The sequence below is a fragment of the Micromonospora sp. RTP1Z1 genome, from assembly GCF_033804685.1.
Lineage (GTDB): Bacteria > Actinomycetota > Actinomycetes > Mycobacteriales > Micromonosporaceae > Micromonospora.
This window is the reverse complement of record NZ_JAPFQV010000007.1, coordinates 45,767-71,769: the sequence shown is the minus strand read 5'-3', so window position 1 is coordinate 71,769 and position 26,003 is coordinate 45,767. Positions and strand designations below refer to the sequence as shown.

Annotated in this window: 22 protein-coding genes; 11 read left to right on the top strand and 11 right to left on the bottom strand. The window is 74.0% G+C overall.

Going from position 1 to position 26,003, the window contains the following annotated elements; translation table 11 throughout:
• Positions 1-504: 504 nt before the first annotated feature.
• The 3 genes from SLP03_RS05790 to SLP03_RS05780 all read left to right on the top strand — a co-directional run bounded on the left by SLP03_RS05790 (position 505) and on the right by SLP03_RS05780 (position 3,351).
• Positions 505-675 (top strand): DUF5679 domain-containing protein, encoded by a 171-nt coding sequence (locus SLP03_RS05790; protein ID WP_208869694.1) that lies wholly within the window; start codon positions 505-507, stop codon positions 673-675.
• Positions 676-880: 205 nt separating this feature from the next.
• Positions 881-2,008, top strand: coding sequence for a TOMM precursor leader peptide-binding protein (locus SLP03_RS05785; protein WP_319459471.1), 1,128 nt, complete (start codon positions 881-883; stop codon positions 2,006-2,008).
• Positions 2,005-3,351, top strand: coding sequence for an AarF/ABC1/UbiB kinase family protein (locus tag SLP03_RS05780; RefSeq protein WP_319459470.1), 1,347 nt, complete (start codon positions 2,005-2,007; stop codon positions 3,349-3,351). The genes SLP03_RS05785 and SLP03_RS05780 overlap by 4 nt, the downstream gene beginning before the upstream one ends.
• 305 nt (positions 3,352-3,656) lie before the next feature.
• Here the strand turns inward: SLP03_RS05780 and SLP03_RS05775 are convergent, their stop codons facing one another.
• From SLP03_RS05775 to SLP03_RS05765, 3 genes are all read right to left on the bottom strand, one after another.
• On the bottom strand, positions 3,657-4,022 hold the full coding sequence (locus SLP03_RS05775) for a WhiB family transcriptional regulator (protein WP_319459469.1): 366 nt from the start codon (positions 4,020-4,022) through the stop codon (positions 3,657-3,659).
• 130 nt (positions 4,023-4,152) lie between these two features.
• A complete protein-coding gene (locus SLP03_RS05770) occupies positions 4,153-4,413 on the bottom strand; it encodes a hypothetical protein (protein ID WP_319459468.1) in 261 nt (86 codons plus the stop codon).
• 124 nt (positions 4,414-4,537) lie between these two features.
• Complete coding sequence (locus SLP03_RS05765) at positions 4,538-6,703, bottom strand: ATP-dependent DNA helicase UvrD2 (protein WP_319459467.1); 2,166 nt, start codon at positions 6,701-6,703, stop codon at positions 4,538-4,540.
• 92 nt (positions 6,704-6,795) lie between these two features.
• Between SLP03_RS05765 and SLP03_RS05760 the strand changes: the two genes are divergently transcribed.
• From SLP03_RS05760 to SLP03_RS05745, 4 genes are all read left to right on the top strand, one after another.
• Entirely contained in the window at positions 6,796-7,038 is a 243-nt protein-coding gene (locus SLP03_RS05760) for a mycoredoxin (RefSeq protein ID WP_319459466.1), read from the top strand.
• 214 nt (positions 7,039-7,252) lie between these two features.
• Positions 7,253-8,236, top strand: coding sequence for a helix-turn-helix transcriptional regulator (locus SLP03_RS05755; protein WP_319459465.1), 984 nt, complete (start codon positions 7,253-7,255; stop codon positions 8,234-8,236).
• Positions 8,237-8,313: 77 nt separating this feature from the next.
• Positions 8,314-8,553, top strand: a complete 240-nt coding sequence (locus tag SLP03_RS05750; RefSeq protein ID WP_319459464.1) for a DUF397 domain-containing protein — start codon at positions 8,314-8,316, stop codon at positions 8,551-8,553.
• Positions 8,554-8,769: 216 nt separating this feature from the next.
• Positions 8,770-9,039 carry a hypothetical protein gene (locus SLP03_RS05745; RefSeq protein WP_319459463.1) on the top strand — a complete coding sequence of 90 codons (270 nt, stop codon included), beginning with the start codon at positions 8,770-8,772 and terminating at the stop codon, positions 9,037-9,039.
• Positions 9,040-9,290: 251 nt separating this feature from the next.
• Here the strand turns inward: SLP03_RS05745 and nudC are convergent, their stop codons facing one another.
• From nudC to SLP03_RS05730, 3 genes are read right to left on the bottom strand one after another with little or no spacing between them, the layout of a single operon-like run.
• On the bottom strand, positions 9,291-10,238 hold the full coding sequence (gene nudC, locus SLP03_RS05740; protein WP_319459462.1) for an NAD(+) diphosphatase: 948 nt from the start codon (positions 10,236-10,238) through the stop codon (positions 9,291-9,293).
• Positions 10,235-11,572: a pitrilysin family protein gene (locus tag SLP03_RS05735; protein ID WP_319459461.1), complete on the bottom strand. Its 1,338-nt coding sequence runs from the start codon at positions 11,570-11,572 to the stop codon at positions 10,235-10,237. Before SLP03_RS05735 ends, nudC begins: the two co-directional genes overlap by 4 nt.
• Positions 11,569-12,879 (bottom strand): pitrilysin family protein, encoded by a 1,311-nt coding sequence (locus SLP03_RS05730; protein WP_319459460.1) that lies wholly within the window; start codon positions 12,877-12,879, stop codon positions 11,569-11,571. Before SLP03_RS05730 ends, SLP03_RS05735 begins: the two co-directional genes overlap by 4 nt.
• A 262-nt stretch (positions 12,880-13,141) precedes the next feature.
• Here SLP03_RS05730 and SLP03_RS05725 point away from each other — a divergent pair, with 262 nt between their 5' ends.
• Genes SLP03_RS05725 through SLP03_RS05710 form a run of 4 tightly spaced genes read left to right on the top strand, consistent with a single transcriptional unit; the run spans position 13,142 to position 16,295 of the window.
• On the top strand, positions 13,142-14,197 hold the full coding sequence (locus SLP03_RS05725) for an ABC transporter substrate-binding protein (protein WP_319459459.1): 1,056 nt from the start codon (positions 13,142-13,144) through the stop codon (positions 14,195-14,197).
• Positions 14,194-14,973 (top strand): ABC transporter ATP-binding protein, encoded by a 780-nt coding sequence (locus SLP03_RS05720; RefSeq protein ID WP_319459458.1) that lies wholly within the window; start codon positions 14,194-14,196, stop codon positions 14,971-14,973. Before SLP03_RS05725 ends, SLP03_RS05720 begins: the two co-directional genes overlap by 4 nt.
• Complete coding sequence (locus SLP03_RS05715) at positions 14,963-15,847, top strand: ABC transporter permease (protein WP_319459457.1); 885 nt, start codon at positions 14,963-14,965, stop codon at positions 15,845-15,847. The genes SLP03_RS05720 and SLP03_RS05715 overlap by 11 nt, the downstream gene beginning before the upstream one ends.
• Before the next feature lie 4 nt (positions 15,848-15,851).
• Positions 15,852-16,295: an Rrf2 family transcriptional regulator gene (locus SLP03_RS05710; RefSeq protein ID WP_319459456.1), complete on the top strand. Its 444-nt coding sequence runs from the start codon at positions 15,852-15,854 to the stop codon at positions 16,293-16,295.
• A 48-nt stretch (positions 16,296-16,343) separates the two neighbouring features.
• Here SLP03_RS05710 and SLP03_RS05705 read toward each other — a convergent pair whose 3' ends face one another.
• From SLP03_RS05705 to SLP03_RS05685, 5 genes are all read right to left on the bottom strand, one after another.
• Positions 16,344-16,535 (bottom strand): hypothetical protein, encoded by a 192-nt coding sequence (locus SLP03_RS05705; RefSeq protein WP_319459455.1) that lies wholly within the window; start codon positions 16,533-16,535, stop codon positions 16,344-16,346.
• Positions 16,536-16,762: 227 nt separating this feature from the next.
• A complete protein-coding gene (locus SLP03_RS05700) occupies positions 16,763-18,172 on the bottom strand; it encodes a DEAD/DEAH box helicase (RefSeq protein ID WP_319459454.1) in 1,410 nt (469 codons plus the stop codon).
• A 217-nt stretch (positions 18,173-18,389) separates the two neighbouring features.
• Positions 18,390-18,593, bottom strand: coding sequence for a cold-shock protein (locus tag SLP03_RS05695; protein ID WP_101369720.1), 204 nt, complete (start codon positions 18,591-18,593; stop codon positions 18,390-18,392).
• Between the two features lie 201 nt (positions 18,594-18,794).
• Positions 18,795-22,265: an ATP-dependent DNA helicase gene (locus SLP03_RS05690; RefSeq protein WP_319459453.1), complete on the bottom strand. Its 3,471-nt coding sequence runs from the start codon at positions 22,263-22,265 to the stop codon at positions 18,795-18,797.
• Positions 22,266-22,315: 50 nt separating this feature from the next.
• A complete protein-coding gene (locus SLP03_RS05685) occupies positions 22,316-25,945 on the bottom strand; it encodes an ATP-dependent DNA helicase (RefSeq protein WP_319459452.1) in 3,630 nt (1,209 codons plus the stop codon).
• Between the last annotated feature and the right edge of the window lie 58 nt (positions 25,946-26,003).

Here is a 26,003-nt window from a genome sequence, read left to right as displayed (position 1 = left end):
GATGACTGTCACGAGGGAAAGCTAATGCGTACTGACCAGGGGTCCGCAAGAGTCAACACGACGACACGCGCCCGGAAAATGATGGTTGGTCGCCAGGAGTCCTGAAAAATTTCTTTGCGGAGGCCGGGCGGCAGCCTCCGGTCACCCTTCGTGGCGGCCGGCCCGGGTCGTGGCACGTCACCTCCGGGCCCCACCCACGTTAGGTGATCAACCGGTGGAGTGCCGCGCCGGGGCCGCCGGAAGGGGGATCTGAGCGCCTTCACCCGGCGTGTCCCCGCCAAACTGACTTATCCGACGTATTTCGGCATGCACACTCTCGACGTCGACTTCCTCACAGTGTCGATGCACAGCTGACATGGAACCGCCCGTACCTGGGTAGGGTCCGCCAACCGGCGGTCATGAGCGTGACCGCGGAGAACGACCCAGCGCCGGCGCCCGCCGTGGCCCGCCGCCGGGAAACCCGCTGGGACGGCGTGTCCGGCGGACGAGACGAGGAGGGCTATCGTGGCCGACCAGGCCCAGACGACCTACAACGGTTACTGCGTCAAGTGCAAGGAGAAGCGGGACTTCGAGGGGCACATCGAGGTCTCGAAGACCGGCATGAACATGGCCAAGGGCAAATGCCCGGTCTGCGGGACAACAGTGAACCGCATTCTCGGCAAGGCCAAGGTCTGACCCGTACGGGTCCCGGGGGAGGGGTGGCCGGTGGCCACCCCTCCCCCGTGTCGCATCCGGGGCGGGAGCGGACTGTCGGCTCGCCGACAGGATCACCGGCTGGTTGTGGAAAACCGGCCCTTTCCTGTGGACGGCGCTGGACAGGGACCGGCGCACCTGTGGACAGCGATCGACGGAGGGCACGGACACGATCACCATCCGTGTCATGGACCGACCGATCCCACTGACCCGTCCCACCCTGCTGCCGGGGTTGACCCGCCTCTGGCGGGACCGGCACACCCTGCAACTCGGGGTGGAGCCCGGCCGGGCCGTCCTGCTGGAGGTGGCCAACCCCCGGGCCGCCCGCCTGCTCGACCTGCTGGACGGCACCCGCAGCGAACGCGGCGTCCTCGCCTGCGCGGCGACGGCGGACGTGCCGCCCGACGAGGCCCGCGTCCTGCTCGACACGCTGCACGCCGCCGGACTCGTCGTACCGGCGCACACCCTGCTCCCCCGCGACCTCGCCGGACCGGTGCGGGCCCGGCTCGCCGCCGAGGCCGGGGCGCTGGCGCTGGCGGCGCCCGCGCTGCCCGGCACGCCCGCCCAGGTGCTGCGCCGCCGTCGGGCCGCCCGGGTGCTGGTCACCGGCGTCGGCCGGCTCGGGGGCCCACTGGCCATCGCGCTCGCCCAGGCCGGCGTCGGCCACCTGGACCCCGACCTGGCCGGCCCGGTCCGCCCGGCCGACCTGGTCGGCACCGGCCTGGCCGCCGCGGAGGTGGGCCGGCCGCTGGCCGCCGCGCTCCGCGACCTGCTCGGGCGCTCCGCGCCGGGCACGGAGACCCGGCCGCTCCGGCGCGGCCGGGTCGACCTGGTCGTCCAGCTCGGCCTGGACCGGCCGGCCGCCCTGCTCGCCGCCCGGTACGCCCAGCGCCGCCAACCCCACCTCCTGGTCGCCCTGCGCGGCGGCGTGCCGGTGGTGGGCCCGCTCGTCCGACCACCGGCCGGCCCCTGCCTGAACTGCCTCGACCTGCACCGGGTCGACCGGGACCCGGACTGGCCCGCGCTCGCCGCCCAGCTCGCGGCCGACGACGCGGCCCAGGCCTGCGCCGCCACCACCCTGCTTGCCGCCGTGGCGTACGCGGCGGCGGAGGCGCTGGCCCACCTCGACGGCGGCACCCCGGAGACGCTCGGCTGCGCGGTCGACCTGGGCGGCGCCGGCCGCTTCCGGCGCCGGGTCTGGTCCCCGCATCCGTCCTGCGAATGCTCGGAAGGTCGCCGGATCCGGTTCACAACCACCCGCTCCCGGCTTCGTAGCAGCAGCGGGCCCCCCGAGTCGGTAACAATGACCGGGTGACCGACATCCCGCGCCGGGCCGTGTCCCGGACCGCCAAGCTCGCCGCTCTGCCCCTCGGCTTCGCCGGTCGGACCGTCCTCGGGATGGGCAAGCGCGTCACCGGGCTGGCGTCCGACGTCATCTCCGCGGAGATCCAGCAGCGCACGGCGGAACAGCTGTTCAGCGTCCTGGGCCAGCTCAAGGGCGGGGCGATGAAGTTCGGCCAGGCGCTGTCGGTCTTCGAGGCGGCCCTGCCGGAGGAGATCGCCGCCCCCTACCGGCAGGCGCTCACCAAGCTCCAGGAGGCCGCTCCGCCGCTGCCCGCGGCGACCGTGCACAAGGTGCTCGCCGAGCAGCTCGGCCCGGACTGGCGGGAGCGCTTCGTGGAGTTCGACGACACTCCGGCCGCCGCGGCCAGCATCGGCCAGGTGCACCGCGCGGTCTGGCGCGATCCCGGGTACGGACCGTCCGGTGCCCCGCGCCACCGGGACGTGGCCGTGAAGATCCAGTACCCGGGCGCCGGCGACGCTCTGCTCACCGACCTCAAGCAGCTCTCCCGGCTGGGCGGGATGTTCCGGGCGATCCAGCCCGGGCTGGACGTCAAGCCGCTCCTGGTCGAGCTGCGCGAGCGGATCACCGAGGAGCTGGACTACGAGCTGGAGGCCGAGTCGCAGCGCGCCTTCGCGACGGCGTACGCGGACGACCCGGAGATCTTCATCCCGGAGGTGCTCGACTCCTCGCCCCGGGTCCTGATCACCGAGTGGATCGAGGGGACGCCGCTCTCCGCGATCATCCGGGAGGGCACCGAGGAGCAGCGCGACGAGGCCGGGCGGCTGATGGCGGTGCTGCACCTCTCCGCCCCGCTCCGGGCCGGGCTGCTGCACGCCGACCCGCACCCGGGCAACTTCCGGCTGCTGCCGGACGGCCGGCTTGGCGTGATCGACTTCGGCGCGGTCGCCCGGATGCCCGAGGGCACCCCCGAGCCGATCGGCCGGATCGCCGCGCTGGCACTGCGCGGTGACGGGGAAGGGGTGGTGGCTGGCCTGCGGAAGGAGGGCTTCGTCAGCCCCACCGAGCCGATCGACGCCGAGGCGGTGCTCGACTTCCTCCGGCCGATGCTGGAGCCGATCGCCGCCGAGGAGTTCCGGTTCACCCGGGCCTGGCTGCGGACCGAGGCGGCCCGGCTGGCCAGCCCCCGCTCGCCGACGTTCCAGCTCAGCCGGCAGCTCAACCTGCCCCCGTCGTACCTGATGATCCACCGGGTGACGCTGGGCTCGATCGGGGTGCTCTGCCAGTTGGAGGCGAAGGCGCCGTACCGGGCGATCCTGGAGCGCTGGCTGCCCGGCTTCGCACCGGTGGCCTGACCGGCGGGACACGTCGCGGGGGCGGTGGGCGGCGTTTGCGGCCCCCGCCCCCGCGGATCGGAACGGACTAGAGAACGCCCAGGTCGCGAGCCGACTGGTTGCGGCTGCTCATCGCGACGGTACGGGCGGAACGGGTTGCCTCAGTGCTCGTGGTGGTGCGACCGGCCTGAGGCCGGGGCATTCGGGCCCGGGACAACGCTTCGTGGAGTAGTTGCATTTCGACGGCTCCATTGGGTACGTGCAGCATCTGATTCATCTCTCTGACAACCGGCTTGAGACCGGCCTGGGTACGGATCGGGTGCATGTCAGGCTGCCAGCCGGACCGTGTTCCGCGACTCGGACAGCCCACTGGCCGCCAGTCGCGCCTCGGCCTCGACCCGCAGTGCGGCGTCACGGGCGAGGTCCTCCTTGCGCGGCCGGCCACGGGGCCGCTTGCGCGGGACGACCGCACCACGCTCGAAGATCTCGCCGCCCCAGACGCCCCAGGGCTCCGCCCGCTCCACCGCACCGGCGAGGCACTCGACGCGCAGCGGGCAGTCCCCGCAGAGCGACTTGGCCAGCTCGAGCTCGGCGGGCGAGTCGGAGAACCACAGGTCGGGGTCGAACTTCCGGCAGGGCAGGTTCGCCTCCACTTCGACGCTCACGTCGAGCGGAGCCAACGCCAGACTCATGCCCGGTCACCTCTCTCTCACATCGATCTCGTGGATCGCAATTCCGACGTACTTCGGCGGGGCAAAAAACTGAGGCCGCGGATCCCGGTAACGGGTTCCGCGGCCTCGAGGTGAGCCGGTGGTCTGGTGATCAGACCGGTCTACCTCGAGGTGGAACGCCGCGGACATCCATGCGCTTCTTGGCGACATTGATGCCCTTGCCCGTGAAGCCACTGGTCCCCGGGATCTGGATTCCGGTGGGCGCAACGGTCAGGGTCAGCTCGGCCTGAGCCCGGACCTGGTGCACCTGCGGAACCGACGGTCGCGCAGCGGCAAGAGCCGCCCGGACGGCCGACAGCGGAGCGCAGGCAGCTGGCATCGCCGCCGGACGCTCATAGGTGAAGATCTCCACGGGTGCCACCTCCCTCACGTTCCTCGTGCCGACTATGGACTCGACCCTGTGAGCAGCCGGAATAGCGCCGCTCCCAAGGTGTGTCCTGAGGCTATTCCTCGCCGTGGGGCGAGGGCAAACGAATTTACGACTCGATTTCGAAAGTTTTCTCCGGGCAGACGTCGTCGACCGCCGCGCCCCCCACCAGGGCGAGCACCGTCTCGCCGTAAAGACCCAGTTTGCGGGGGCCGATCCCGGCGATCGCGATCAGCTCCTCGGTGCGCCCCGGCTGCCGCTCGGCCAGTGCGGTCAGCGTGGCGTCGGTGAAGACCACGTACGCCGGGACCTTCTGCGCGCCGGCCACCCTCTGCCGCCAGTCCCGCAGCCGCTCGTAGAGTCCCTCGTCGATGTCGGACGGGCAGGTCGGGCAGCGGCCCAGCTTGCGGTCCGCCCCGGCGAGCAGGGTGGCGCCGCAGATCCGGCACGAGACGATCTGGTTCCGCCGCCGCTCGGTCCGGCGGACCGCGCCGGCGCCGGCGCCCGCCCGCTCGGTACCGCCCGAGCGGTCGAGCTGGGGTAGGAAGCGGGACGGCCGCCGGGCCCGTCCGCCCGGCGAGCGGGCCGCGGCGTACGACAGCCAGAGCCATTCCCGGGCCCGGGTGATCCCGACGTAGAGCAGCCGCCGCTCCTCCTCGACCTGCTCCGGGGTCTTCGCGTACCCGGTGGGGAGGGTGCCCTCGGCGAGCCCGACCAGGAAGACCGCGTCCCACTCCAGGCCCTTGGCGGAGTGCAGCGAGGCCAGGGTCACCCCGTCCACCGTGGGCACGTGCTGCTGGGCGGCCCGGCGGGCCAGCTCGTCGTTGAAGTCGGCGAGCGTCACCGGCCGCTCCACCGCGGCGGCCTCGCCGATCGGCAGCACCTCGGGGGTCGAGGCGTACTCCTCGGCGAGCTGGACCAGGGCGGCGAGCGCCTCCCAGCGTTCCCGGGCGGCGCCGCCGGCCGGGGCGGCGTCGGGGGCCCAGCCGACGGCGGAGAGCCCGTCGAGGACGGCGGCGGGCAGCGGGGTCTCCCCCGGAATGGAACGGGTGGCGGCGCGCAGCGCGACCATCGCCTGGCGTACCTCGGGCCGTTCGAAGAAGCGCTCCGCCCCCTGCACCACGTACGGCACCTCGGCCTCGGTGAGCGCCTTCTCGTACGCCTCGGACTGCGCGTTGATGCGGAACAGCACCGCGATCTGCCGGGCCGGGGTGCCGCCGTCGATCAACGCCCGGCAGCGGGCGGCGACCGCCGACGCCTCGGCCGGCTCGTCGGTGAAGATCCGCAGCTCCGGTTCGGGACCGGGTGGGCGCTGGCCGACCAGTTCCAGCCGGAGCCGGGCCTCGGCGCCCCGGGCCTGCGAGATCACCGCGTTGGCCAGCCCGACCACCTGCGGGGTGGAGCGGTAGTCGCGGACCAGTCGGACCACCGTCGCGCCGCGGTGCCGGCGGGGGAAGTCCACCAGGTACGACGAGGTGGCCCCGGTGAACGAGTAGATGGTCTGGCTGGCGTCGCCGACCACGGTGAGGTCGTCCCGCCCGCCGAGCCAGGCCTCCAGCAGCCGCTGCTGGAGCGGGTTGACGTCCTGGTACTCGTCGACGACGAAGTGCCGGTACTGGCCGCGTACCTGCTCGGCGACGTCGGGGTGCTCCTCGATCCCCCAGACCGCGGCGCGCAGCATGTCCTCGAAGTCGATCACGCCGTTGCCGCGCTTGAGCTTCTCGTACGCGGCGAAGACCTCGGCCACCTTCGCCGGCTCGTGCGGGGTGTCGCGCAGCGCCTTGGCCGCGGCCACCACGTACTCGGCGGGCTCGACCAGGGACGACTTGGCCCACTCGATCTCGCCGGCGAGGTCCCGGGCGGCGGCCCGGTCGGCCCGCAGGCCGACCTTGGCGGCGGCCAGGGTGACCACCCGGACCTTGCTGTCCAGCAGCTCCGGCATGGCCCGCCCCGCCAGCAGCCGGGGGGCGAAGTACCGCACCTGGCGCAGCGCCGCCGCGTGGAAGGTCCGCGCCTGCACGCCGGTCACGCCGAGCGCGGTGAGCCGGGCCCGCATCTCGGCGGCGGCCCGCGCGGTGAAGGTGACCGCGAGCACGTGCCGGGGGGAGATGCCACCGGTGAGCGCGCGGTGGGCGATCCGGGAGGTCACCGCGCGGGTCTTGCCGGTGCCCGCGCCGGCCAGGATGCAGACCGGCCCGGCCGGGGCGGTCACCGCGGACCGCTGCTCCGGATCCAGTCCGGCCAGCACCCGTTCCGCCGCTGAGTGAACCACCACAGCGAGGAATCATTCCAGCCCTCGGCGATGTTGCAGCGGTTAGCCTGGCCTGATCTGACCGGGCCCGAGCTATCTCCTTGGAGGACCTGACCATGCTGACGATGTATTCCACCTCGTGGTGCGGCTACTGCCACCGGCTGAAGTCGCAGCTCGACCGGGAGGGCATCGGGTACGAGGTGGTCGACATCGAGCAGGACGCGAAGGCCGCGGAGTTCGTGATGACCGTCAACGGTGGCAACCAGACCGTCCCGACCGTGCGCTTCGCCGACGGCAGCGCCCTCACCAACCCCTCGATCACCCAGGTCAAGCAGCACCTCGCCAGCTTGAACGCCTGACCCACCAGCACCCTGCGAAGAGCGGCCGCCCCCACGAGGGCCGGCCGCTCTTCCCATCTCCCCCGCCCCTTGGGCACCTCTCCACGTTTTTTGTCTCGAGACACGCCCTCGCCGGAACCTCCGACACCGATCGCGCCGTCCATACTGACCGTAAGGGGCGAATTTCATACAGTTACCGTCGCGTCCTGCGGCGGTCGACGGAGAAGAGGACACCGTGCCTCCTGCCGCACCGAGCCCGATCCTGCGCCGGCGCAGGCTCGGCACCGAGCTGCGCCGGCTGCGCGAGGCAGCTGGTCTCACCGGGGACCAGGTCATCGAGCGGATCGGCTGGGCCTCCGCGTCCAAGTTGTCCCGACTGGAGAACGGCCGCAGCCGCCCGGACCCGGACGACGTCCGGGACCTGCTGGCTCTCTACGGGGCCGCCGACGAGCTGCACGAGGAGCTGCTGGGGATCGCCCAGGAGGCCGGCGACATGCGCGGTTGGCTGCGCAACTTCCCGGTGATGACCCAGCAGCAGCGCGGCTTCGCCGAGCTGGAGGCGGGCTGCGCGGAGATCTCGGAGTACAACCCGGTGATCGTGCCCGGGCTGCTGCAGACCCCGGGTTACGCCCGGCACCGGATCATCTCCGCGGCCCAGGTCGCCGAGCAGGCCGGCGACCCGGAAACCGGCGACGACCCGGAGACCGAGGTACGCGCCCGGCAGGCCCGGCAGTCGTTGCTGACCCGCTCCCCCGACGCGCCCCGCTACACGGCGGTCCTGGAGGACGCGGCCCTCGGCCGGCGCGCCGGCCCGCCCGAGGTGCTGCACGAGCAGATCGTGCACCTCTGCGAGCTGGCCGTGCTGCCGAACGTGACGCTGCACCTGCTGCTGCGGGACACCCGGATCGCCGACTGGTACCTCCCGCCGACCGCCTTCTCGGTCTACCGGTTCGCCGATCCGCTCGATCCGGAGACGCTCGCGATCGAAGGTGGCTTCACCGACGTCATGTCAACCGAGGCAAACGCCCTAAATCGCTATAAAGTGGCGTTCGAGTGGCTATGCTCGGCGGCGCTCTCCGCATCGGACACCCTTTCCTGGCTCATCGAGGCGGCGGGACGGCTGACCGACACGGCACCCGAGCCCACGGTGGCGTACGGACCGGCAACGGCGCCGGTCCAGCGCCGCCGCGACTCGGGGCGCCTGACGACGGACCGGTGACCCGGCGCGGGAACGGGTCCGTCGGGCCTGCGGCGTCACTCGCCCCCATCGGAGCACTCCAGAGCAGGAGCAGAACCATGAACGAGATCCGCAACAGCCCGGCCGGCCTCGCCCAGGAGCTCGCCGACGCGACGTGGCGCACCAGCACCCGCAGCCAGACCTCCAACTGCGTCGAGGTCGCTCCACTGAGGACCGGGCCGGCCGCGGTCGCGCTGCGGGACAGCAAGGACCGGGGCGGCCCGGTGCTGCTGTTCAACCGGGCCGACTGGCTGGGCTTCATCGCCGGGGCGAAGAGCGGTCGGTTCGATCTGACCTGATCCGGTGAGGACCCTGGGGCCGTCGGCATGATGCCGGCGGCCCTCTCGCTGTCCACCCCCGACAACCGTGCTGACCAGGGGTCCCCCGATCGCTCGACGCCCGGAAAGATAATCGGGTTTCACTTGCTGGGACGACCACCGGGCGTAACATGTCGACAGAGTGACCTGGAAATTCCAGCGCGTACTCGCTCGTCGCGATCCGTCCGGGGGACACCCATGCGGTTCCTGATCGTTCGCACCGACATCCGCACCGCCGCAGACATCGACATCGCGGCCGCATGGGCCGGCGGCGGCCTGCTGCGGGACGAGACCACCACACCGGAGCCGCGCCGCCAGGTCGTGCACGCCGACGACCGCGAGGCCGCGCTGCTGCTGGCCCGGGCCCTCGCCACGGTGGGCGCGGTCCGCTCCGGCCGGCAGCGGGTCAAGGTGCTCCCCATCTCCGACCCCGACCCCGGGCGCCCGTACCGCCGGGACCGCGCCTGACCCCGCCAGACGTCCGTCGTGGCCGGACCGGCTCCCCCGCCGTGTTCCTTGCCCCAGCCGACCACGACGGACCGCGTTCCCGGCCCGTGACCCTCGCGGCAACGACGGTCACGGGCCGGGACCGCGTCCAGCCCCGGGTCAAGGACCGCTCACGGCCCCGCCGGTCGCCGCTGATCAACTCCGGGTCGGCCAGGTAACGGCTCGGGACCCCGCCACATCGGCGGACCGGCGCCGCCGTCCGGGTGCGGTGGTCAGCAGTGGCCGTCGAGCCAGCGGTGGATCAGAAAGAGCGCGATCGAGGAGGGCGGCGGAAGGACCAGCCGGTTGCCCTCGCCCACGTCGACCGGACGCCCGGCCAGGGCCGCGCCGATCTCGCGCCGGGTGAACCAGCGGGCGTGGGCGATCTCGGCCGGGTCGACCCGGACCGGCGCGTCGACGTCGGCGCGGGCCAGGAAGCCGAGCATCAGCGAGCCCGGGAACGGCCAGGACTGGCTGCCCGCGTACACGATCTCCTCGACTCCGACGCTCACCTCCTCGCGGACCTCGCGCAGCACGGCGGCCTCCGCCGACTCGCCGGGCTCGACGTAGCCGGCCAGGCAGGAAAAGCGCCGCTGGCCCGGCGTGCTCGGCCAGGTGGCGTTGTTGCCGAGCAGGCAGCACCCGTCCGGCCCGGCCACCCCGTCGTGCACCAGCACGATCATCGCGGGATCGGTACGCGGCCAGGCGCGGCCGCCGGCCGGGTCGATCCGCGACCAGCCGGCCTCGTCCACCTGGGTCGGATGGCCGGTGGACGACGAGTAGCCGTGCCGGAGGTGCCAGTTCAGCAGCGCGAGGGCGGTGGTGAAGATGCCGGCGTCCCGGTCGGCGAGGAGGTGGCCCACCTCGCGCAGGCTGACCGCCCGGGCCCCGGGCAGCGCCGGCAGCGGCGCGTCCACCGCGAAGACCGGCACCCCGTCCGGCTCGACGCCGAGGAACATCGGCACCGACCGGGGTACCTCGGGCAGCTCGCCGGCGCCGACCAGCACCAGCTCCGGCGGGGCGCCCTCACCACGGACCAGCGCCCGGCCGTCGTCGGCCGAGTCCAGCACCAGCACCAAGGCCCGCTCCCACGCCTCGGCGAGCCAGTCCGGTTCGGTACGCCGGTGCGCCGCCCGGTCCAGCGTGGACCGGGCCAGCGGCGGGGCGACCTCACCGGTCACGCCGACTCCGTCCGCACCGCGGTCAGGGCCGACAGCGGCCCGGCGACCCGCTCGGCGTCGCCGAGCACGACGGTGACCGCCTTCGCCGGGGCCAGGTAGCGCGCCGCCACCTCGGCGACGTCGTCCACGGTCGCCTTCGCCAGCCGGGCGGCGTGCTCGGCGAGGAAGTCCAGGCGCAGCCCGTTACCGGCGTACGCGCTGGTCAGCGAGGCGAGCCCGGCCTGGGTCGACATGCCGAGCTGGAGCGTGCCGAGGGCGTACTGGCGGGCCTGCTCCAGCTCCTCCGGCTGCACCGGCAGGGACGCCAGCCGGCCCAGCTCGTACGTGGTCTCCAGCAGCGCCGGGCCGGTCACCTCGGTGGCCACCTCGGCGGCGGCGACCAGCACCGACCCGGCCACCGAGTGCTCGACCAGCGAGTGCGGGCCGTAGGTGTAGCCCTTGTCCTCGCGGATGTTCTCCACCCAACGGGAGGAGAAGTAGCCGCCGAAGACCAGGTTGGCCAGTTGCAGCGCGGCGTGGTCGGGGTGGGTACGCGGAACCGCCGGCAGCGCGATCCGCAGCGACGACTGCACCGAGCCGGGCCGGTCGACCAGCAGCAGCGGGCCGGGCTCCAGCGGCGGGGCGGGCGGCAGCTCGGCGGTGTGCCCGCCGCCGTCCCAGCCGGCGAGCGCCTGCTCGGCGGCGTCCAGCGCGCGCTCCGGCTGCACGTCGCCGACCAGCACCAGCACCGCGCCGGTCGGGTGCACCCGCTCGGCGTGCAGCGTGCGCAGGGCCGGCGGCCGGACCGCGCGGACCTGGTCCGGTTCGGGGGTCTGCACCGCGTACGGGTGCTTGCCGTAGATCCGCTTCAGCAGCGCGGTCCGGGCCAGGTGCGCGGGCTGGCTCTGCGCCACCTGGATCCGGTCGACCAGCCGGTCCCGCTCGGTGCCGACCTCCTCGTCCGGGTACGTCGCGCCGGTCAGCACGTCGGCGAGGATCTCCAGCATCCGATCCAACCCGGTGACCAGGCCGGCCCCGGCGAGCATGAGCCGGTCCGGGTCGACCCCGGCGGAGAGCCCGCCGCCGACCTTCTGCAGCTCGGCGGCGATCTGAATGGCGGTCATCGCCTCCGTACCGGAGAGCACGGTCTCCGCGAGCATCGCGCCGCCGGCCAGGTCGGTACGCCCGAAGGGCATCCAGAGCCGCAGCTCCACCAGCGGGACGGCCGGCCGGCGTACGGCGATCACGGTGAGCCCGTTGGCGAGGGTGCGCTCGGCCTGCGTCGGCAGCTTGAGCTCGCGGTTGGGGCCGAGCGGCGGCAGCGGCCGCGTCCCGGTCTCCACGGTTGCCGTCATCTGGCACCTCCGGCGATGACCTCGATGGACGCGCGGCGCTCCGGCCGCAGGGTGGCGGCGGCCGCCCGGACCTGCTCGTCGGTGACCTCCCCGACCAGCCGGGGCAGCTCGTTGAGCAGCCCGGGCTCGCCGCGTTGCTGTTCCAGCACGGCCATCCGCAACGCCCGGCCGAGCACCGCGTCGGTGTCCCGCAGCAGGTGGGTGGCCATCCGGGCCTGGGTGCGGTCCAGCTCCCCTTCGGTGAGCCCGTCGGTGGCGAGCCGGTCCAGCTCCTCGTCGACGGTCCGCAGCACCTTGTCCACGTCGCCGCCGGGCGGCAGGTGCGCCTGGAGCAGCAGCGCGGTGGGGTCGCGCACGTCGAACGGGTCACCCATGAAGCCGAGGTAGCCGCCGAGGCTGGTCACCGTCCGGTCCCGCTGGACCAGCCGCTCGACCAGCCGGGACGCGTCCCCGTCGGTGAGCACCTCGGCCAGCACCACGTACGGCAGGTAGCCGGCGAAATCGCCGACCGGGTCGGGCACCCGCCAGGCCCCGGCCACCGCCGGCAGCGGCGCCAGCTTGTCGGTGTACGACGTCCGCCGCTCGACGGTCAGGTCGGGCTCGGTGAAGTCGGGACGCTGCGGGGCGGGTCGGGTCGGCACGTCCCCGAAGTGCCGCTCGATCAGCTCGGTCGCCTCGGCCACGTCGACGTCACCGCTGACCGCCAGGACGACGTTGCCGCTGGCGTAGTAGCGGCGGAAGAAGTCGGCCGCGTCGGCGACGGTGGCCGACTCCAGGTCGTCGAAGGAGCCGTACCCGTCGTGCGCGTTGGGGAAGGTGTCGAACATGACCGGCGGCAGGGTCAGCCAGGGGAACCCGCCGTACGGCCGGTTGAGCACGTTGACCCGGATCTCCTCCTTGACCACGTCGACCTGGTTGCGCAGGTTCTCCTCGGTCAGCCGGGGGCCGCGCATCCGGTCGGCCTCAAGGAAGAGGACCCGTTCCAGCGCGTTGCTCGGCAGGGTCTCGAAGTAGTCGGTGTAGTCCAGGTGGGTGGAGCCGTTGAAGGTGCCGCCGGCGCCCTGGACGTGCCGGAAGTGGGCCAGCTTCTCCAGGTTCTCCGAGCCCTGGAACATCAGGTGCTCGAAGAGGTGGGCGAATCCGGTGCGCCCCTCGGGTTCGGAGCGGATGCCGACGTCGTAGACCACCGCCACTCCGATCACCGGGGCGCTGCGGTCGGGGGTGAGCACCACCCGCAGGCCGTTGTCGAGGCTGAAACGCTCGACCGGGTACTTCGTCGCTGGAATCTTCGCTCTCCGCGTCGGCACGAGATCGACCCTAGCGCGTCGGCACCCCGCGTACCCGGCTCCTCCGCGCCTCGGTGGACGGCGGGCCCGGCGGATTCCGGCGGCGGCCCGGACGGCGGTCCCGCGGTTGGCCCGACCGGCTCCGCGAAGTCCACCGAACAGGTGGGAATTACCGAGAATTCGGGAACGGGACGTCCCGGATCGTGAATCGGTCTTGACGCGGGCCGCGCCCTGCCCCACTCTTCCTACCAACTAAGTAGGAATACTGCGGATTGGATAGACGATGAGACGGCTCCCCTTCCGTCGGCTGGTCTCCCTCGCCACCCTCGCCGTCGTCGGCGCGGCCACGCTGGGCACCACGGCGGCGTGCGGCGACGACACCGCGGCCAAGTCCGGCCCGGTGACGCTGCGCCTCGGCTACTTCCCCAACATCACCCATGCCCCTGCGGTCGTCGGCGTGGAGAAGGGCATCTTCGCCGAGAAGCTGGGCAAGGACGTCACGTTGGAGACCAAGACCTTCAACGCCGGCCCGGCCGCGGTCGAGGCGATCTTCTCGGGCGCGCTCGACGCCACGTACATCGGTCCGAACCCGACCGTGAACGCCTTCTCCAAGTCCAAGGGCGAAGCCGTCCGGGTCGTCTCCGGCGCCGCCTCCGGCGGCGTGGCCCTGGTGGTCAAGCCGGACATCACCACGGTGGAGCAGCTGCGCGGCAAGAAGATCGCCACCCCGCAGCTCGGCAACACCCAGGACGTGGCGCTGCGCTACTGGCTCAAGGAGAAGGGCCTCAAGACCACCAAGGAGGGCGGCGGCGACGTCAAGGTCGTCCCCCAGGAGAACGCGCAGACGGTGGAGACCTTCACCAGCGGCGCGATCGACGGCGCCTGGGTGCCGGAGCCGTTCGTGTCCCGGCTGGTCAACGCCGGCGGCAAGGTCCTCGTCGACGAGCGCGACCTCTGGCCGGACAAGAAGTTCGTCATCACCAACCTGATCGTCAGCACCAAGTTCCTCAAGGCCCACCCGGACGTGGTGAAGAAGCTGGTCGAGGGGCAGGTCGCGGCGAACGAGTTCGTCAACACCAAGCCGGACGAGTCCCAGCAGGCCATCTCCGAACACATCGGCAAGATCACCGGCAAGCCGCTGGACGTCAAGCTGATCAAGCAGGCCTGGCCCACCCTGGAGTTCACCAACGACCCGATCGCGGCCTCGCTGAAGACCGGCCTGGACCACGCGGTCGCCGTCGAGCTGACCCAGCCGGTGGACCTGAACGGCCTCTACGACCTGAAGTTCCTCAACGAGGTGCTCCAGGCGGAGGGCAAGCCCGAGGTCAGCCAGCCGTGACGTCGACCACGACGACGCCCCGCAGCGCGACCGGATCGGTCGCACTGCAGGGCGTGACCAAGGTGTACGGCCAGGGCGACAACGCCGTCCTGGCCCTGGACAGGGTGTCGCTGGACGTCGCGCCCGGCGAGTTCGTCTGCCTGGTCGGCGCCTCCGGCTGCGGCAAGAGCACGCTGCTCAACCTGGTCGCCGGGCTGGACCGGGCCAGCGGCGGCCGGATCGACCTCGGCGACGGGGTCAACCCTGGCCTGATGTTCCAGGAGCCGGCCCTCTTCCCCTGGCTCACCGTCGAGGCCAACGTCGAGGCGCCGCTCAAGCTGCGCGGGCTGCGCCGGGCCGAACGCCGGGAGAAGGTCGCCGAGCTGCTGCGTACGGTCCACCTGGCCGAGTTCGGCCGCAGGCGCCCGCACCAGCTCTCCGGCGGCATGCGGCAGCGGGTCGCGCTGGCCCGCACCCTCGCCCTGGACACCCCGGTGCTGCTGATGGACGAACCGTTCGGCGCGCTCGACGCGATGACCCGGGACATCCTCCACGACGAGCTGGAGCGGATCTGGTCCGAGCGGAAGCTCACCGTGCTCTTCGTGACCCACAACGTCCGCGAGGCCGCCCGACTCGCCGACCGGATCATCCTGCTCTCCAGCCGGCCCGGCCGGATCATCTACTCCACCCGGGTCGACGTGCCCCGGCCCCGACGGATCGACTCCCCGGAGATCGCGTCCATCGCCGCCGAGGTCACCGACCGGCTGCGTACGGAGGTGGGCCGTCATGGCCAGTGACACGCTCGCCGGGACGCCGCGCACCGACGCGGAGATCTCCGGCCTGGACGCGCTGGAGATCGCCGGCCGGGAGAAGGGACCGTCCCGGCTGCGCCGGTTCTGGTCCGCGACCTGGCCCAAGCTGGCCGCCCTCGCGCTGACCATCGGCCTCTGGCAGGCCGTGGTCTGGACCGGCTGGAAGGACCCGTGGGCGCTGCCCGGGCCGGGCGTGGTCTTCGCCGACCTCGGCCACTACCTGGTCAGCGCCGCGCTCTGGGACGGCCTCGCCACCACCGCCCGGCGGGCCGCCGTCGGGTTCGCCGCCGCGGTCGCCGTCGGGTTGCTGCTCGGCCTGGGCGTGGCCCGGGTGAAGGTGCTCCGGGCCGCGCTCGGCTCGATGATCACCGCGCTGCAGACCATGCCGTCGATCGCCTGGTTCCCGCTGGCGATCCTGCTCTTCCAGCTCACCGAGCAGGCGATCTTCTTCGTGGTGGTGCTCGGCGCGGCCCCGTCGGTCGCCAACGGCGTCATCCACGGCGTCGACTATGTGCCGCCGCTGCTGATCCGGGCCGGCCGCAACATCGGCGCCCGGGGACTGAACCTCTACCGGTACGTCATCGCGCCCGCCGCGCTGCCCGCCATCGTGGCCGGACTCAAGCAGGGCTGGGCGTTCGCCTGGCGCAGCCTGATGGCCGGCGAGCTGCTGGTGGTCATCGCCGAGAAGACCTCCGTCGGCGCCCAGCTCACCTACGCCCGGGACTTCGCCGACGCACCCCGGCTGATGGCCATCATGATCGTCATCCTGGTGGTGGGTCTGCTGGTGGACGCCGCGTTCAGCGCCGCCGACAAGGCGATCCGGCGCCGCTGGGGCGTGCTGGACCAGGCCGGTAACTGAGCCCGTGTACGTGTCCGCGAGAGCCGACTACGCGCTCCGGGCCATGCTCGCCGTCGCCGACACCGCCGGGTCCGCCGACGGCGAGGCCACCGGTGGCGGCGAGCTGGTCAAGGCGGCGAGCCTGGCCGAGAGCCAGGACATCCCGCTCAGCTTCCTCCAGGGCATCCTGCTCGACCTGCGGCGGGCCGGGCTGCTCCACAGCCACCGCGGCACCGAGGGCGGCTACGCCCTGACCCGCCCCGCCGACCGGATCAGCGTGGGTGACGTGCTGCGCGCGGTGGGCGGATCGCTGACCAGCGTGCGGGGTCTGCCGGCGGACCGCGCCGGCTACCACGGGGTGGCGACCGGGCTGCGGGACGTCTGGCTGGCGGTGGACGGCGCGATCGCCCTGGTGGTCGACCGGACCACCCTGGCCGACCTGCTCACGGACCGCGCCGCGACGCCCTGACCGCCGAGCCGCGGTGGCGACGCGGCTCGGCACCAGGGTCGGCCCGGCTCAGCTCGCGGTCGGCCCGGTGACCCGCCCGGTCGGGCTGTGCATCTCGACCAGCCCGGCCCGGGCGGCGCCGTCGGAGGTCGGATGCCAGGGACCGAACGCCGCGACCACGGCGAGCAGCAGCCCCGCGACCGCGACCGCGGCGACCAGCAGCAGCTCGCGCAGCGCCCCCGAGTCGGTCTCGCCCGCCATGATCACCCCTCCCACGCCCGGCCGCCCGGCCCCGACCTCTTCCCCCGGGTACCAGCCTCGGCGACGAGAGCGCCCACGACAGTCACCCATCGGACGCAACCCCCGCTGATTGCCGACTCAACCGAGAACGCGTGGGAGATCTACAAGCGAAACGGCCCCCGGAGGGGCCGTTTCGTTGCGATCCGAGGACGCCCCGCCATGAGCGGGACGGGTGTCACACGACGGGGCTACGCGCCGAGGCTCAGGCCATGCGGGGGGCGCTGAGGGCGACGGCGGCGGCCGGAGGTGCGGTGCGCCGGACGCGGGCCGGACGCCTCGGCGGAATCGCCGGCCGAACGACCGCCGTTGGCACGGCTGATCTCGCCGGCCATGCGGGAACCGTCGCCACCGGCCCCTCGACGACCCCGGGTCGACCCGCCACGCGGGGCGGCAGCCGGCTGGGGCACGGTGATCGTCACCGGCACCCCGGAGGGCTCGCGGGCGCCGGTGACCCGGGCCAGCGCCTCGTCGCCGAGGCGTACCTGGGTCGACTGCGGCTTGATGCCGGCCACGCTCATCAGCCGGGACACGTCCCGGCGCTGCTCCGGCAGGACCAGCGTGACCACGGTGCCGGACTCCCCCGCCCGGGCGGTACGACCGCCCCGGTGCAGGTAGTCCTTCGCCTCGGTCGGCGGGTCCACGTTGACCACCATGTCCAGGCCGTCCACGTGGATGCCCCGGGCCGCGACGTCGGTGGCGACCAGGGCGGTCACCTGACCGGTGCGGAACTGCTCGAGGATCCGGGTGCGCTGCGGCTGCGACTTGCCGCCGTGCAGCGCGGCCGCGCGTACCCCCTTGGAGAGCAACTGGCGGGCCAGCCGGTCGGCGCGGTGCTTGGTCCCCATGAACAGGATGGTGCGGCCCTCGCGGGCGGCGATCTGGGTCAGCGCGTCGGGCTTGTCCGCCGCGTCGACGTGCAGCACGTGGTGGGTCATCTCGCTCACCGTGGCGGTGCCGGGGTCGACCGAGTGCGTGACGGGGCTGCTCAGGAAGCGGCGGACCAACCGGTCCACGCCGCCGTCCAGGGTGGCGGAGAAGAGCATCCGCTGGCCGTTCGGGGCGACCTGCTCCAGCAGCTTGGTGACCTGCGGCAGGAAGCCCATGTCGGCCATCTGGTCGGCCTCGTCGAGCACGGTGATGGCGACCTCACCGAGCCGGGCGTCACCGCGGTTGACCAGGTCGTTCAGCCGGCCGGGGGTGGCCACGACCACCTCGACACCGGTCCGCAGCGCGTCCGCCTGCCGCTGCAGCGACAGGCCGCCGACCACGGTGGCGCAGCGCAGCCCGAGGGCCCGGGCGTACGGGTCGAGCGCGGTGGTGACCTGCTGGGCAAGCTCACGGGTCGGCACCAGCACCAGCGCCAGCGGACGGCCAGGACGGGCCCGACGACCGGCGGTGCGGGAGAGCAGCGGGAGCCCGAAGGCGAGCGTCTTGCCGGAGCCGGTACGGCCCCGGCCCAGCACGTCCCGGCCGGCGAGCGAGTCCGGCAGGGTCGCCGACTGGATCGGGAACGGCTCGGTGATGCCCTGCGCGACCAGCGCGGTGAGCAGCTCCGGCGCCAGGCCAGTTGCGGCGAAGGTGGGAATGGTCATGGTCATGCGGAATGCCTTCCTCGACGCGGCACGTGTCGAGGGAGGGCGCCGAGACGGCGCTGTCACCGGGGACTTGTCCACCGGGACTCACAAGCACGAACCGAAGGGTTACGGGCCGGTCCGCCGCAGCGCGCCGCTCCCGCCGGAGCGGGGGGCGGCGCGGCGGACCGGTCCCGTCACCACACCCTGAGGGCGCGGTGGATGGTGCTGGGTGATCCGAAGATCAGATCGGGCGGATGTTCTCCGCCTGCGGGCCCTTCTGGCCCTGGGTCACCTCGAACTCGACCCGCTGGTTCTCGTCCAGGCTCCGGTAGCCGGAGGACTGGATCGCCGAGAAGTGGGCGAAGACGTCAGCGCCGCCGCCGTCCGGGGTGATGAAGCCGAAGCCCTTGTCAGCGTTGAACCACTTCACGGTGCCAATAGCCATGTGTTTCGTCTCCTTGACGGAACGTCGAACCCGCACTTGTTGCGGACTCGAAGAGGAGCGCTCCGCGCGGGAATGCGCGAATCGCCTGTCGCTTCTGGTCGCCCCGCCCGGAGAGCTCCGGACACAACAAAGAGCGCCTGGGGCCACAATCCGCCAGGCGCACACGAAGTCTCTGGTAACCAAAACTGCAACGCGCCTAACCTACCACAGATTGTGCAACGTGGGGGCGTTCGCCGAAATTTCCGGTACCCGGGCGATCAGCGCGGTCAACCCGTCGGCGTCCAGGAGGTCGGCCGGCCGGACGGTGGCGCCGTCCCGCACGTAGTGGAACGCGGCGCCGACCCGCTCGACCGGCACGCCGGCCAGCTCGGCCCAGGCCAACCGGTAGACGGCGAGCTGCACGGCGGCGACCTCCGCCTCGCGCCCGGTCGGCTGCCGGCCCGTCTTCCAGTCGACCACGTCGAACCGGCCGCCGGGCCGGACGAAGACGGCGTCCATCCGCCCACGCACCACCACCCCGGCGATCACCGTGGCGAACGGCACCTCCACCTCCACCGGGACCCGGTCGGCCCACTCGCTGGCCAGGAACCGCTCCTGCAGCTCGGTGAGCGCCTCGTCCGGGGCCGCGTCGTCGTCCGCGGCGCCGGGCAGCTCGTCCACGTCCAGCAGCCGGTCGGCGCCGAAGCGCTGCTCCAGCCAGGTGTGGAAGGCGGTGCCCCGGCGGGCGTACGGGTTGGGTTCGGTGGGCATCGGGCGGCGCAGGGCGCGCGCGAGGCCCTGCGGATCGCGGCGCAGCGCCACGAGCTGGGTCACCGAAAGGTGCTCGGGCAGCTCCACCTCGACGGCCTCGGCCCGCCGCAGCAGCTCGGCCCGCTCCGCGAGGAGCAGGTCCGCCTCCCGCCGCCACCGCGCCACCTCCGGGTCGTCCGCGCCGTCACCGGCCGGGCCGGCGACACCGTCCCGGCCCGCACCGGCCCCCGCCGGGTCCGTCGCCTCACGGCACACCGCCTCCGGGTCCGCCGGCTCACGGCGGGCCGCCTCGGGGTCGGCGAGGAATCTGCGGACCAGGGCTGCGGCCTCGGCGAGCGCCGGCCGGCGGGCGCCGAGCGGGTCGGCGGGCCACTCGGCGCGGAGCACCACCTCGGTGGTCGGGTTGACCGCGTCGCCGGGCGGTTCCGGCGCCCACTCGTCGACGAGGTGCCCGGCCCCGCCGTCCAGGCAGGCGTCGTGCACCTCGCGCAGGAGGAGCGCGGGCCCGCGGAACCGCTTCGTCCCCTCCCCCCACCAGTACCCGGAGCAGAGCAGCAGCCGCCGGGGCCGGGTCACCGCCACGTACGCCAGCCGGCGCTCCTCCCGCTCGTCGTGCGCCCGCCAGGCGTCGGTGAAGTCCTCCACCGCCCGGGCCACCCCGCGCTGGTCCTCGACGCCGGCCAGACCCAGCTCGGGCAGGCCGTCGGCGTCGCCCCGGAGCGGGAAGGGCAACACGCCCAGGCCGCCCAGCCAGTGGTCGGAGTTGCGGACCGGCCCCGGCCACACGCCCCGGGTCAGCCCGGCGACCGCGACCACGTCCCACACGAGGCCCTTGGCGGCGTGCGCGGTGAGCATCAGCACCGCGCCCTCCACCACCTCGACCTCGCCGGGGGCGAGCCCGCGCTCCTCGTCCTCCGCGGCGGCGAGGAAGGACAGGAAGCCGGCGAGGGTCGCGCCGGGCGTCTCCCCGCTGAACCGGGCGGCGACGTCGCCCAGAGCGTCGAGGTGGCCGCGGGCCAGGCCGGCGTCGCCGGCGCCGTCCCGACCGGCCCGGACCGCCACCTCCACGTCCAGGCCGATGGTCCGCTCGATGTCCGCGATCAGCTCCGGCAGCGTCTGGTCGAGCCGGTAACGCAGCAGGGCCAGTTCCATCCCGTACGCGCGCAGCCGCGCGTACCCCTCCGCCGAGTACGCCTGCGCGGGCCCCAGGTCGGCCAGCGCCTCCACCAGCGTGGCCTCGTCGAGCACGTCCACGGCGATCTCCGGCCCGTCGTCGCCGGTCCGTTCGCGCCGGGACCGGGCGATCGACCGGGCCCGCCGGTGCAGCGCCACCAGATCGCGCGGCCCGATCCGCCAGCGCGCCCCGGTGAGCAGCCGCAGCAGGGCCGCCCCGTCGGTCGGATCGGCGAGCACCCGCAGCGTGCAGACCACGTCGCGGACCTCGGGGGTGTCCAGCAGGCCGCCCAGGCCGACCACCTCGACCGGCAGCCCCCGGGCACGCAGCGCGGACTCGATGGCGGGGATCTGGCTGCGCAGCCGGACCAGCACCGCGGTGGTGGGGCGCTGCGGCACCGGGATGTGCTCGGGCAGCGCCCCCGGCGTCCGGGCCGCCCCGCGCCAGGCGGCGAGGACGCTGTCGGCGATCCACTCGGCCTCGTCGGCGTACGTGTGGAGCAGCGCGCAGTGCACGGTGCCGGCGGCGTGGCCGCGGGGGCTGCGGTGCGGGATCGGCTCCTTGACGCTGAGCGCGGCGCGCAGCTCCGGCACCTGCGCGCCGGCGGCGCGCAACGGAGTGGCCAGGGCGTTCGCCACGCCGAGGATCTCCGGACGGTTGCGCCAGCTCGTGGTGAGGCCCAGCACGTCGGCCGGGGTGCCGTCGGTGCGGGCGAACTCGCCGGGGAAGCGGTCCAGGGTGCCGGCGCTCGCGCCGCGCCAGCCGTAGATGGACTGGCAGGGGTCGCCGACGGCCGTGACCGGGTGGCCGCCGCCGAAGAGCGCGTTGAGCAGCACCACCTGGGCGTGGCTGGTGTCCTGGTATTCGTCCAGCAGCACCACCCGGAAGCGATCCCGCTCGATCACCCCGACGCCGGGGTGGTCCCGGGCCACCCGGGCGGCCCGGGCGAGCTGGTCGGCGAAGTCCATGGCCTCGAAGTCGTCCTTGCGCCGGGCGTACGCCCGCACCAGCGGCAGCAGCCGCAGCCGGGTCTGCTGGACGGCGAGGGCCTTCCGCACGTCGGCGTAGACCCGGCCGGGGTGGGACTGCACGTCGGCGAAGAACCGGCCGGTCCAGGCGGCCAGCTCGTCCGGGTCGACCAGGTGCTCGTCCAGCTCGCCGGCGAGCGCGAGCACCGCGTCGGTGATGGTGCTGGGCATCCGGTCCACGTCGGACATGTCGCCGTCGTAGTTGCGGACCAGCAGGTCCACGAGCTGCCAGCGGGACGCCTCGGTGAGCAGTCGGGTGGTGGGCTCGTAGCCGGCGCGCAGCCCGTGCTCGGTGACGATCCGGCCGGCGTAAGAGTGGTAGGTGGAGACGGTCGGCTCACCGGCCAAAGGGTCGTCGTGCGGGTCGCGAGCCTGCCGGCCCAGCCGGCGGACGAGCTGGTCGAGCCGGGTACGCACCCGGTGTGCCAGCTCGCCGGCGGCCTTGCGGGTGAAGGTCAGGCCGAGGATCTGCTCCGGCCGGACGTACGAGTTGGCGACCAGCCAGACCACCCGGGCGGCCATCGTCTCGGTCTTGCCGGAGCCGGCGCCCGCGACCACCAGCAGCGGCTCCACCGGGGCGGCGATGATCGCCGCCTGCTCCCGGGTGGGCGCCGGCAGCCGGAGCAGCTTCGCCAGCTCGACCGGGGTGTAGCGGGGGCCGGAGTCGGCGGTGCGGGGCGCCGGGGTCGCGGCGGTGCTGAAGAGCGCGGGCTGGGTCACGTTTCCGCCTTGGTTCGCGACTGCGGGCCTCGGAAGCTCACTCCTCGCGCTCACGGATTCTCCGGCGGACGGACGGTCGGCGGTTCGACGACCTGGCGACCCTGCCCGGACACCGGGCAGCTCGTGCGCACCGGGCAGACCCGGCACTTCGAGTTGGCGACCGCGGCGAAGGTGGCGGCGGCCATCGTATCGGCGGTACGCCGGACCAGCGCGGTCGCCCAGCCGGCCTCCGGGCCCTCCCCGGCGGCGGCCTGGGTCTGCTCCCTGGCGTCCTTCGTCCCGGTGCCGAGCTGCACCAGCGCGGCACCGCCGGACTCCTCGCCGAACTCGGCGAACGCTCCCGCCTCCACCGCCGCCTGGTACGCCCCGAGCTGCGGGTGCTCGGCGACCTCCCGCTCGGTGACCGCGGTGGACTTGCCGGTCTTGAGGTCGATCACCACGAGCCGGCCGTCGGCGTCGACCTCCAGCCGGTCCACCCGGCCGGTCAGCTCGACCGGCCGCTGCGGGTCGTCGAGGCGGACCGCGAACTCGTGCTCGATGGCGAGCAGCCGGCGGGGGTTGCCGGCGAGCCAGCGGAGCAGCTTGTCCACCATCGCCTCGGCGCGGTCCCGTTCCGGGCCGACCATCCAGCGGGCGGCCAGCTCGATCGCGTCGAAGCGGGCGGCCACGTACTCCAGCAGGGTGGTCCGGTCGACGCTGGCGTCCTCGGCAAGCATCGCGGCGGCGTGCACCAGGTTGCCGACCCCCTGCGCGGCGCTGGCCGGGCCGCTGCCGCCGTGCCGTTCCAGCAGCCAGCGCAGGCTGCACCGCAGCGCGCTCTCCATCGCCGACGGGGTGACCCGGACCGGCTCACCGTCCTCCACCAGCGGCCGGTCGTCGGAGAGGCCGCGCAGCCCCCACCAGTCGTCCGGGTGGGCGCCGGGGACCCCGGTGGCGGCCAGCCGGGCCAGCTCGGCCGCCGCCGCGCGCCGCCGGGCGGGCGGCGCCGCCGGATCGGTGACCGCGGTACGCAGCTCCGCCACCAGCGCCGACAGGGTGAGCCCGCGCGGCGGGAGCGTGAGGGGCAGCGCACCGGGTGACTCGGCGGCCGGGTCACCGTCGACGGTCAGCGCGGCACCGTCGCCCGGCTGTTCCGGCGTCCTCAGCCGCTCGACGGGTGCGCCGGCCGGACCGCGGTCGGCGGCCAGCGCCGCGCCGTCGCCCGGCAGGCCGGCAGGACGATCCGGTGCCGAACCGCCGCCGTCGGCCGCGGTGACGTCGCTCGGTCCGCCGGCCCCGGACCCGCCCGCCGTCGGACCGGACGTCGGTCCGCCGCCGATCGCGCGGGCCTCGGTGGTGCCCAGCTCGTACAGGAACCGGCTGGGCTGTTCCTCGTGGTCGTCGCCGCCGACCGCGGCCGAGGCGACCGCGGTGACCAGCAGCCGGTGCCGGGCTCGGCTGACCGCGACGTGGAAGAGGCGGCGCTCCTCGTCCAGCAGCGCCGAGGTCTGCCCGACCAGGCTGGCCCGGGCCCCGGCGCCGTCCGCCCGGCCGGCCAGCACGTCCACCAGCCGCTCGGAGCCGAGCAGGCTGCCGCGCAGCCGCAGGTCCGGCCAGACGCCCTCCTGCACGCCGGCGACCGCGACCAGATCCCATTCCAGGCCCTTGGCGGCGTGCGCGGTCAGCAGCCGGACCGCCTCGCCGCGGTCGGCGCTGGCGGCCAGGGTGTCGGCCGGCAGCTCCTGCCCGAGCACGTGGTCGAGGAAGACCTCGGCGCGCGCGCCGGGCAGCCGGTCGGTGAACCGGGCCGCCGCGTCGAAGAGCACCAGCACGGCGTCCAGGTCCCGGTCGGCCGCCTCGGCCCGCCAGCGCTGGGCGGTCTCGTGCTCCCCGGTCGCCTCACGGCCCCGGGTGATCGCCCCGGCCCAGCGTTCGGCCAGGCCGCTGTCCCGCCAGGCCGCCCAGAGCACGTCCTCCGCGGTGGCGCCGGGGGCCGCCGCGGTCTGCCGGACGGTCGCCAGCAGGGCCGCGACCGCCTGTGCGGGCACCGCCCAGCGCCGGTCGATCGCGGCCAGCTCGGCCGGGTCGCGCAGCGCCTCCACGATCAGCTCGCCGGAGGGGCGTCGGTCGCCGCCGGCCAGCGCGAGCGCGCGCAGCCCCTGGCGGAGCCGCCGCTCGGCGAGCGGGTCGGCGCCGCCGAGCGGCGAGTGCAGCAGGGCGACCGAGGCCTCCTCGTCCAGCCGGTCGGGTTCCAGCGCGCACCGGAGCAGGAGCAGCAGTGGCGCCACCCCGGGCTGCAGGTGCAGCGGCAGATCCTCGCCGTGCACGACGGTCGGCACGCCGGCGGTGTGCAGGGCGCGGCGCAGCGACGGCAACTGCCGGCCGGTCGACCGGACCAGCACCGCCATCCGGGACCAGGGCACCCCGTCGAGGAGGTGGGCCTCGCGGAGGGCGTGGGCCAGCCAGGCCGACTCGCTGGTGGCCGAGCGGAACGTGCGGACCTCGATCGAGCCGGGCGCGGCGTCGGGCAGCGGCCGGAGCTTCCGGTGCGCCGCCGGGCCGCGCAGCCGGCGGGCCAGCCGGGTGGTCGCCGCGAGGAGCCCCGGGCCGGCCCGGTAGGAGGTGGTCAGCACGACCTGGGCGGCCGGGGCACCTGAGGCGGTGCGGAACCGGTGCGGGAAGGTGGTCACGCCGGCCGGGTCGGCGCCGCGGAAGGCGTACGTGGACGAATCCGGGTCGGCGAACGCGACCAGGGACGTGCCGCCGCCGGCGATCACCGCGAGCAGGTCGAGCTGGGCGGGATCGCTGTCGGCCAGCTCGTCGACGTAGACGTGGGCGAGCCGGCGGCGCTCGACCGCCAGCAGCTCCGGGTCGTCGAGCAGCATCCCGGTGGCGGCCCGGACCAGCTCGGCCGGGTCGTACGCGACCGAGCCGCGGTTGCTGACGTCGCGCAGGGCGAGGACGGCGACGTACTCCCGGAGGAAGCGCGCGGCCGCCGGCCAGTCGGCGCGGCCCAGCTTCTCCCCCAGCCGGGCCAGCTCGACCGGGCCGACGCCACGCTCGACGGCGCGCATCAGCAGGTCGCGGAGCTGGGCGGCGAACGCCCGGGTCCGCAGGGCGGGGCGCAGGTCCTCCGGCCAGCCGACCGGGTCGTCCTCCGGCTCCTCGCCGACCACGTCCAGCAGCTCGCGGATGATCAGATCCTGCTCGGGACCGGTGAGTAGTCGGGGCGACGGCTCGCCCCGCTCGGCGGCGGCCCGGCGGAGCAGGCCGAAGGCGTACGCCGGGAAGGTCCGCACCAGCGGCTCGCGGACCACCCGGTGCCCGTTCCTGGCGATTCGCGCCTCGATCCGGTGGCGCAGGTCGGTGGCGCCCCGCCGGCCGAAGGTGAGCACGAGGACGCGCTCCGGGTCGGCGCCCTCGGCCACCCGGGCGGCGACCGCCTCGACCAGGGTGCTGGTCTTGCCGGTGCCCGGACCGCCGACGACGAGCATCGGCCCGTCGGTGTGCGCCACCACCTCGGCCTGCACGGGATCGGCCAGCCGGAGCGCGGGGTACGCGCCATCGCCCGCCGACCCCTCGGGCCGGCGAGCCGCCGCGGTCGTCCCTTCGGACCGACCGTCCCCCCGCGTCGCCTCGCCGGAGCGGCCGTCCCCCCGGACCGCCTCGGCAGGCCGACGCACCAGCCGGTACGCCTGCATCAGCTCATCCCACCACGCCGGTACGACACCTGCCGCGCCACCGCCTCACCCGCGCGCC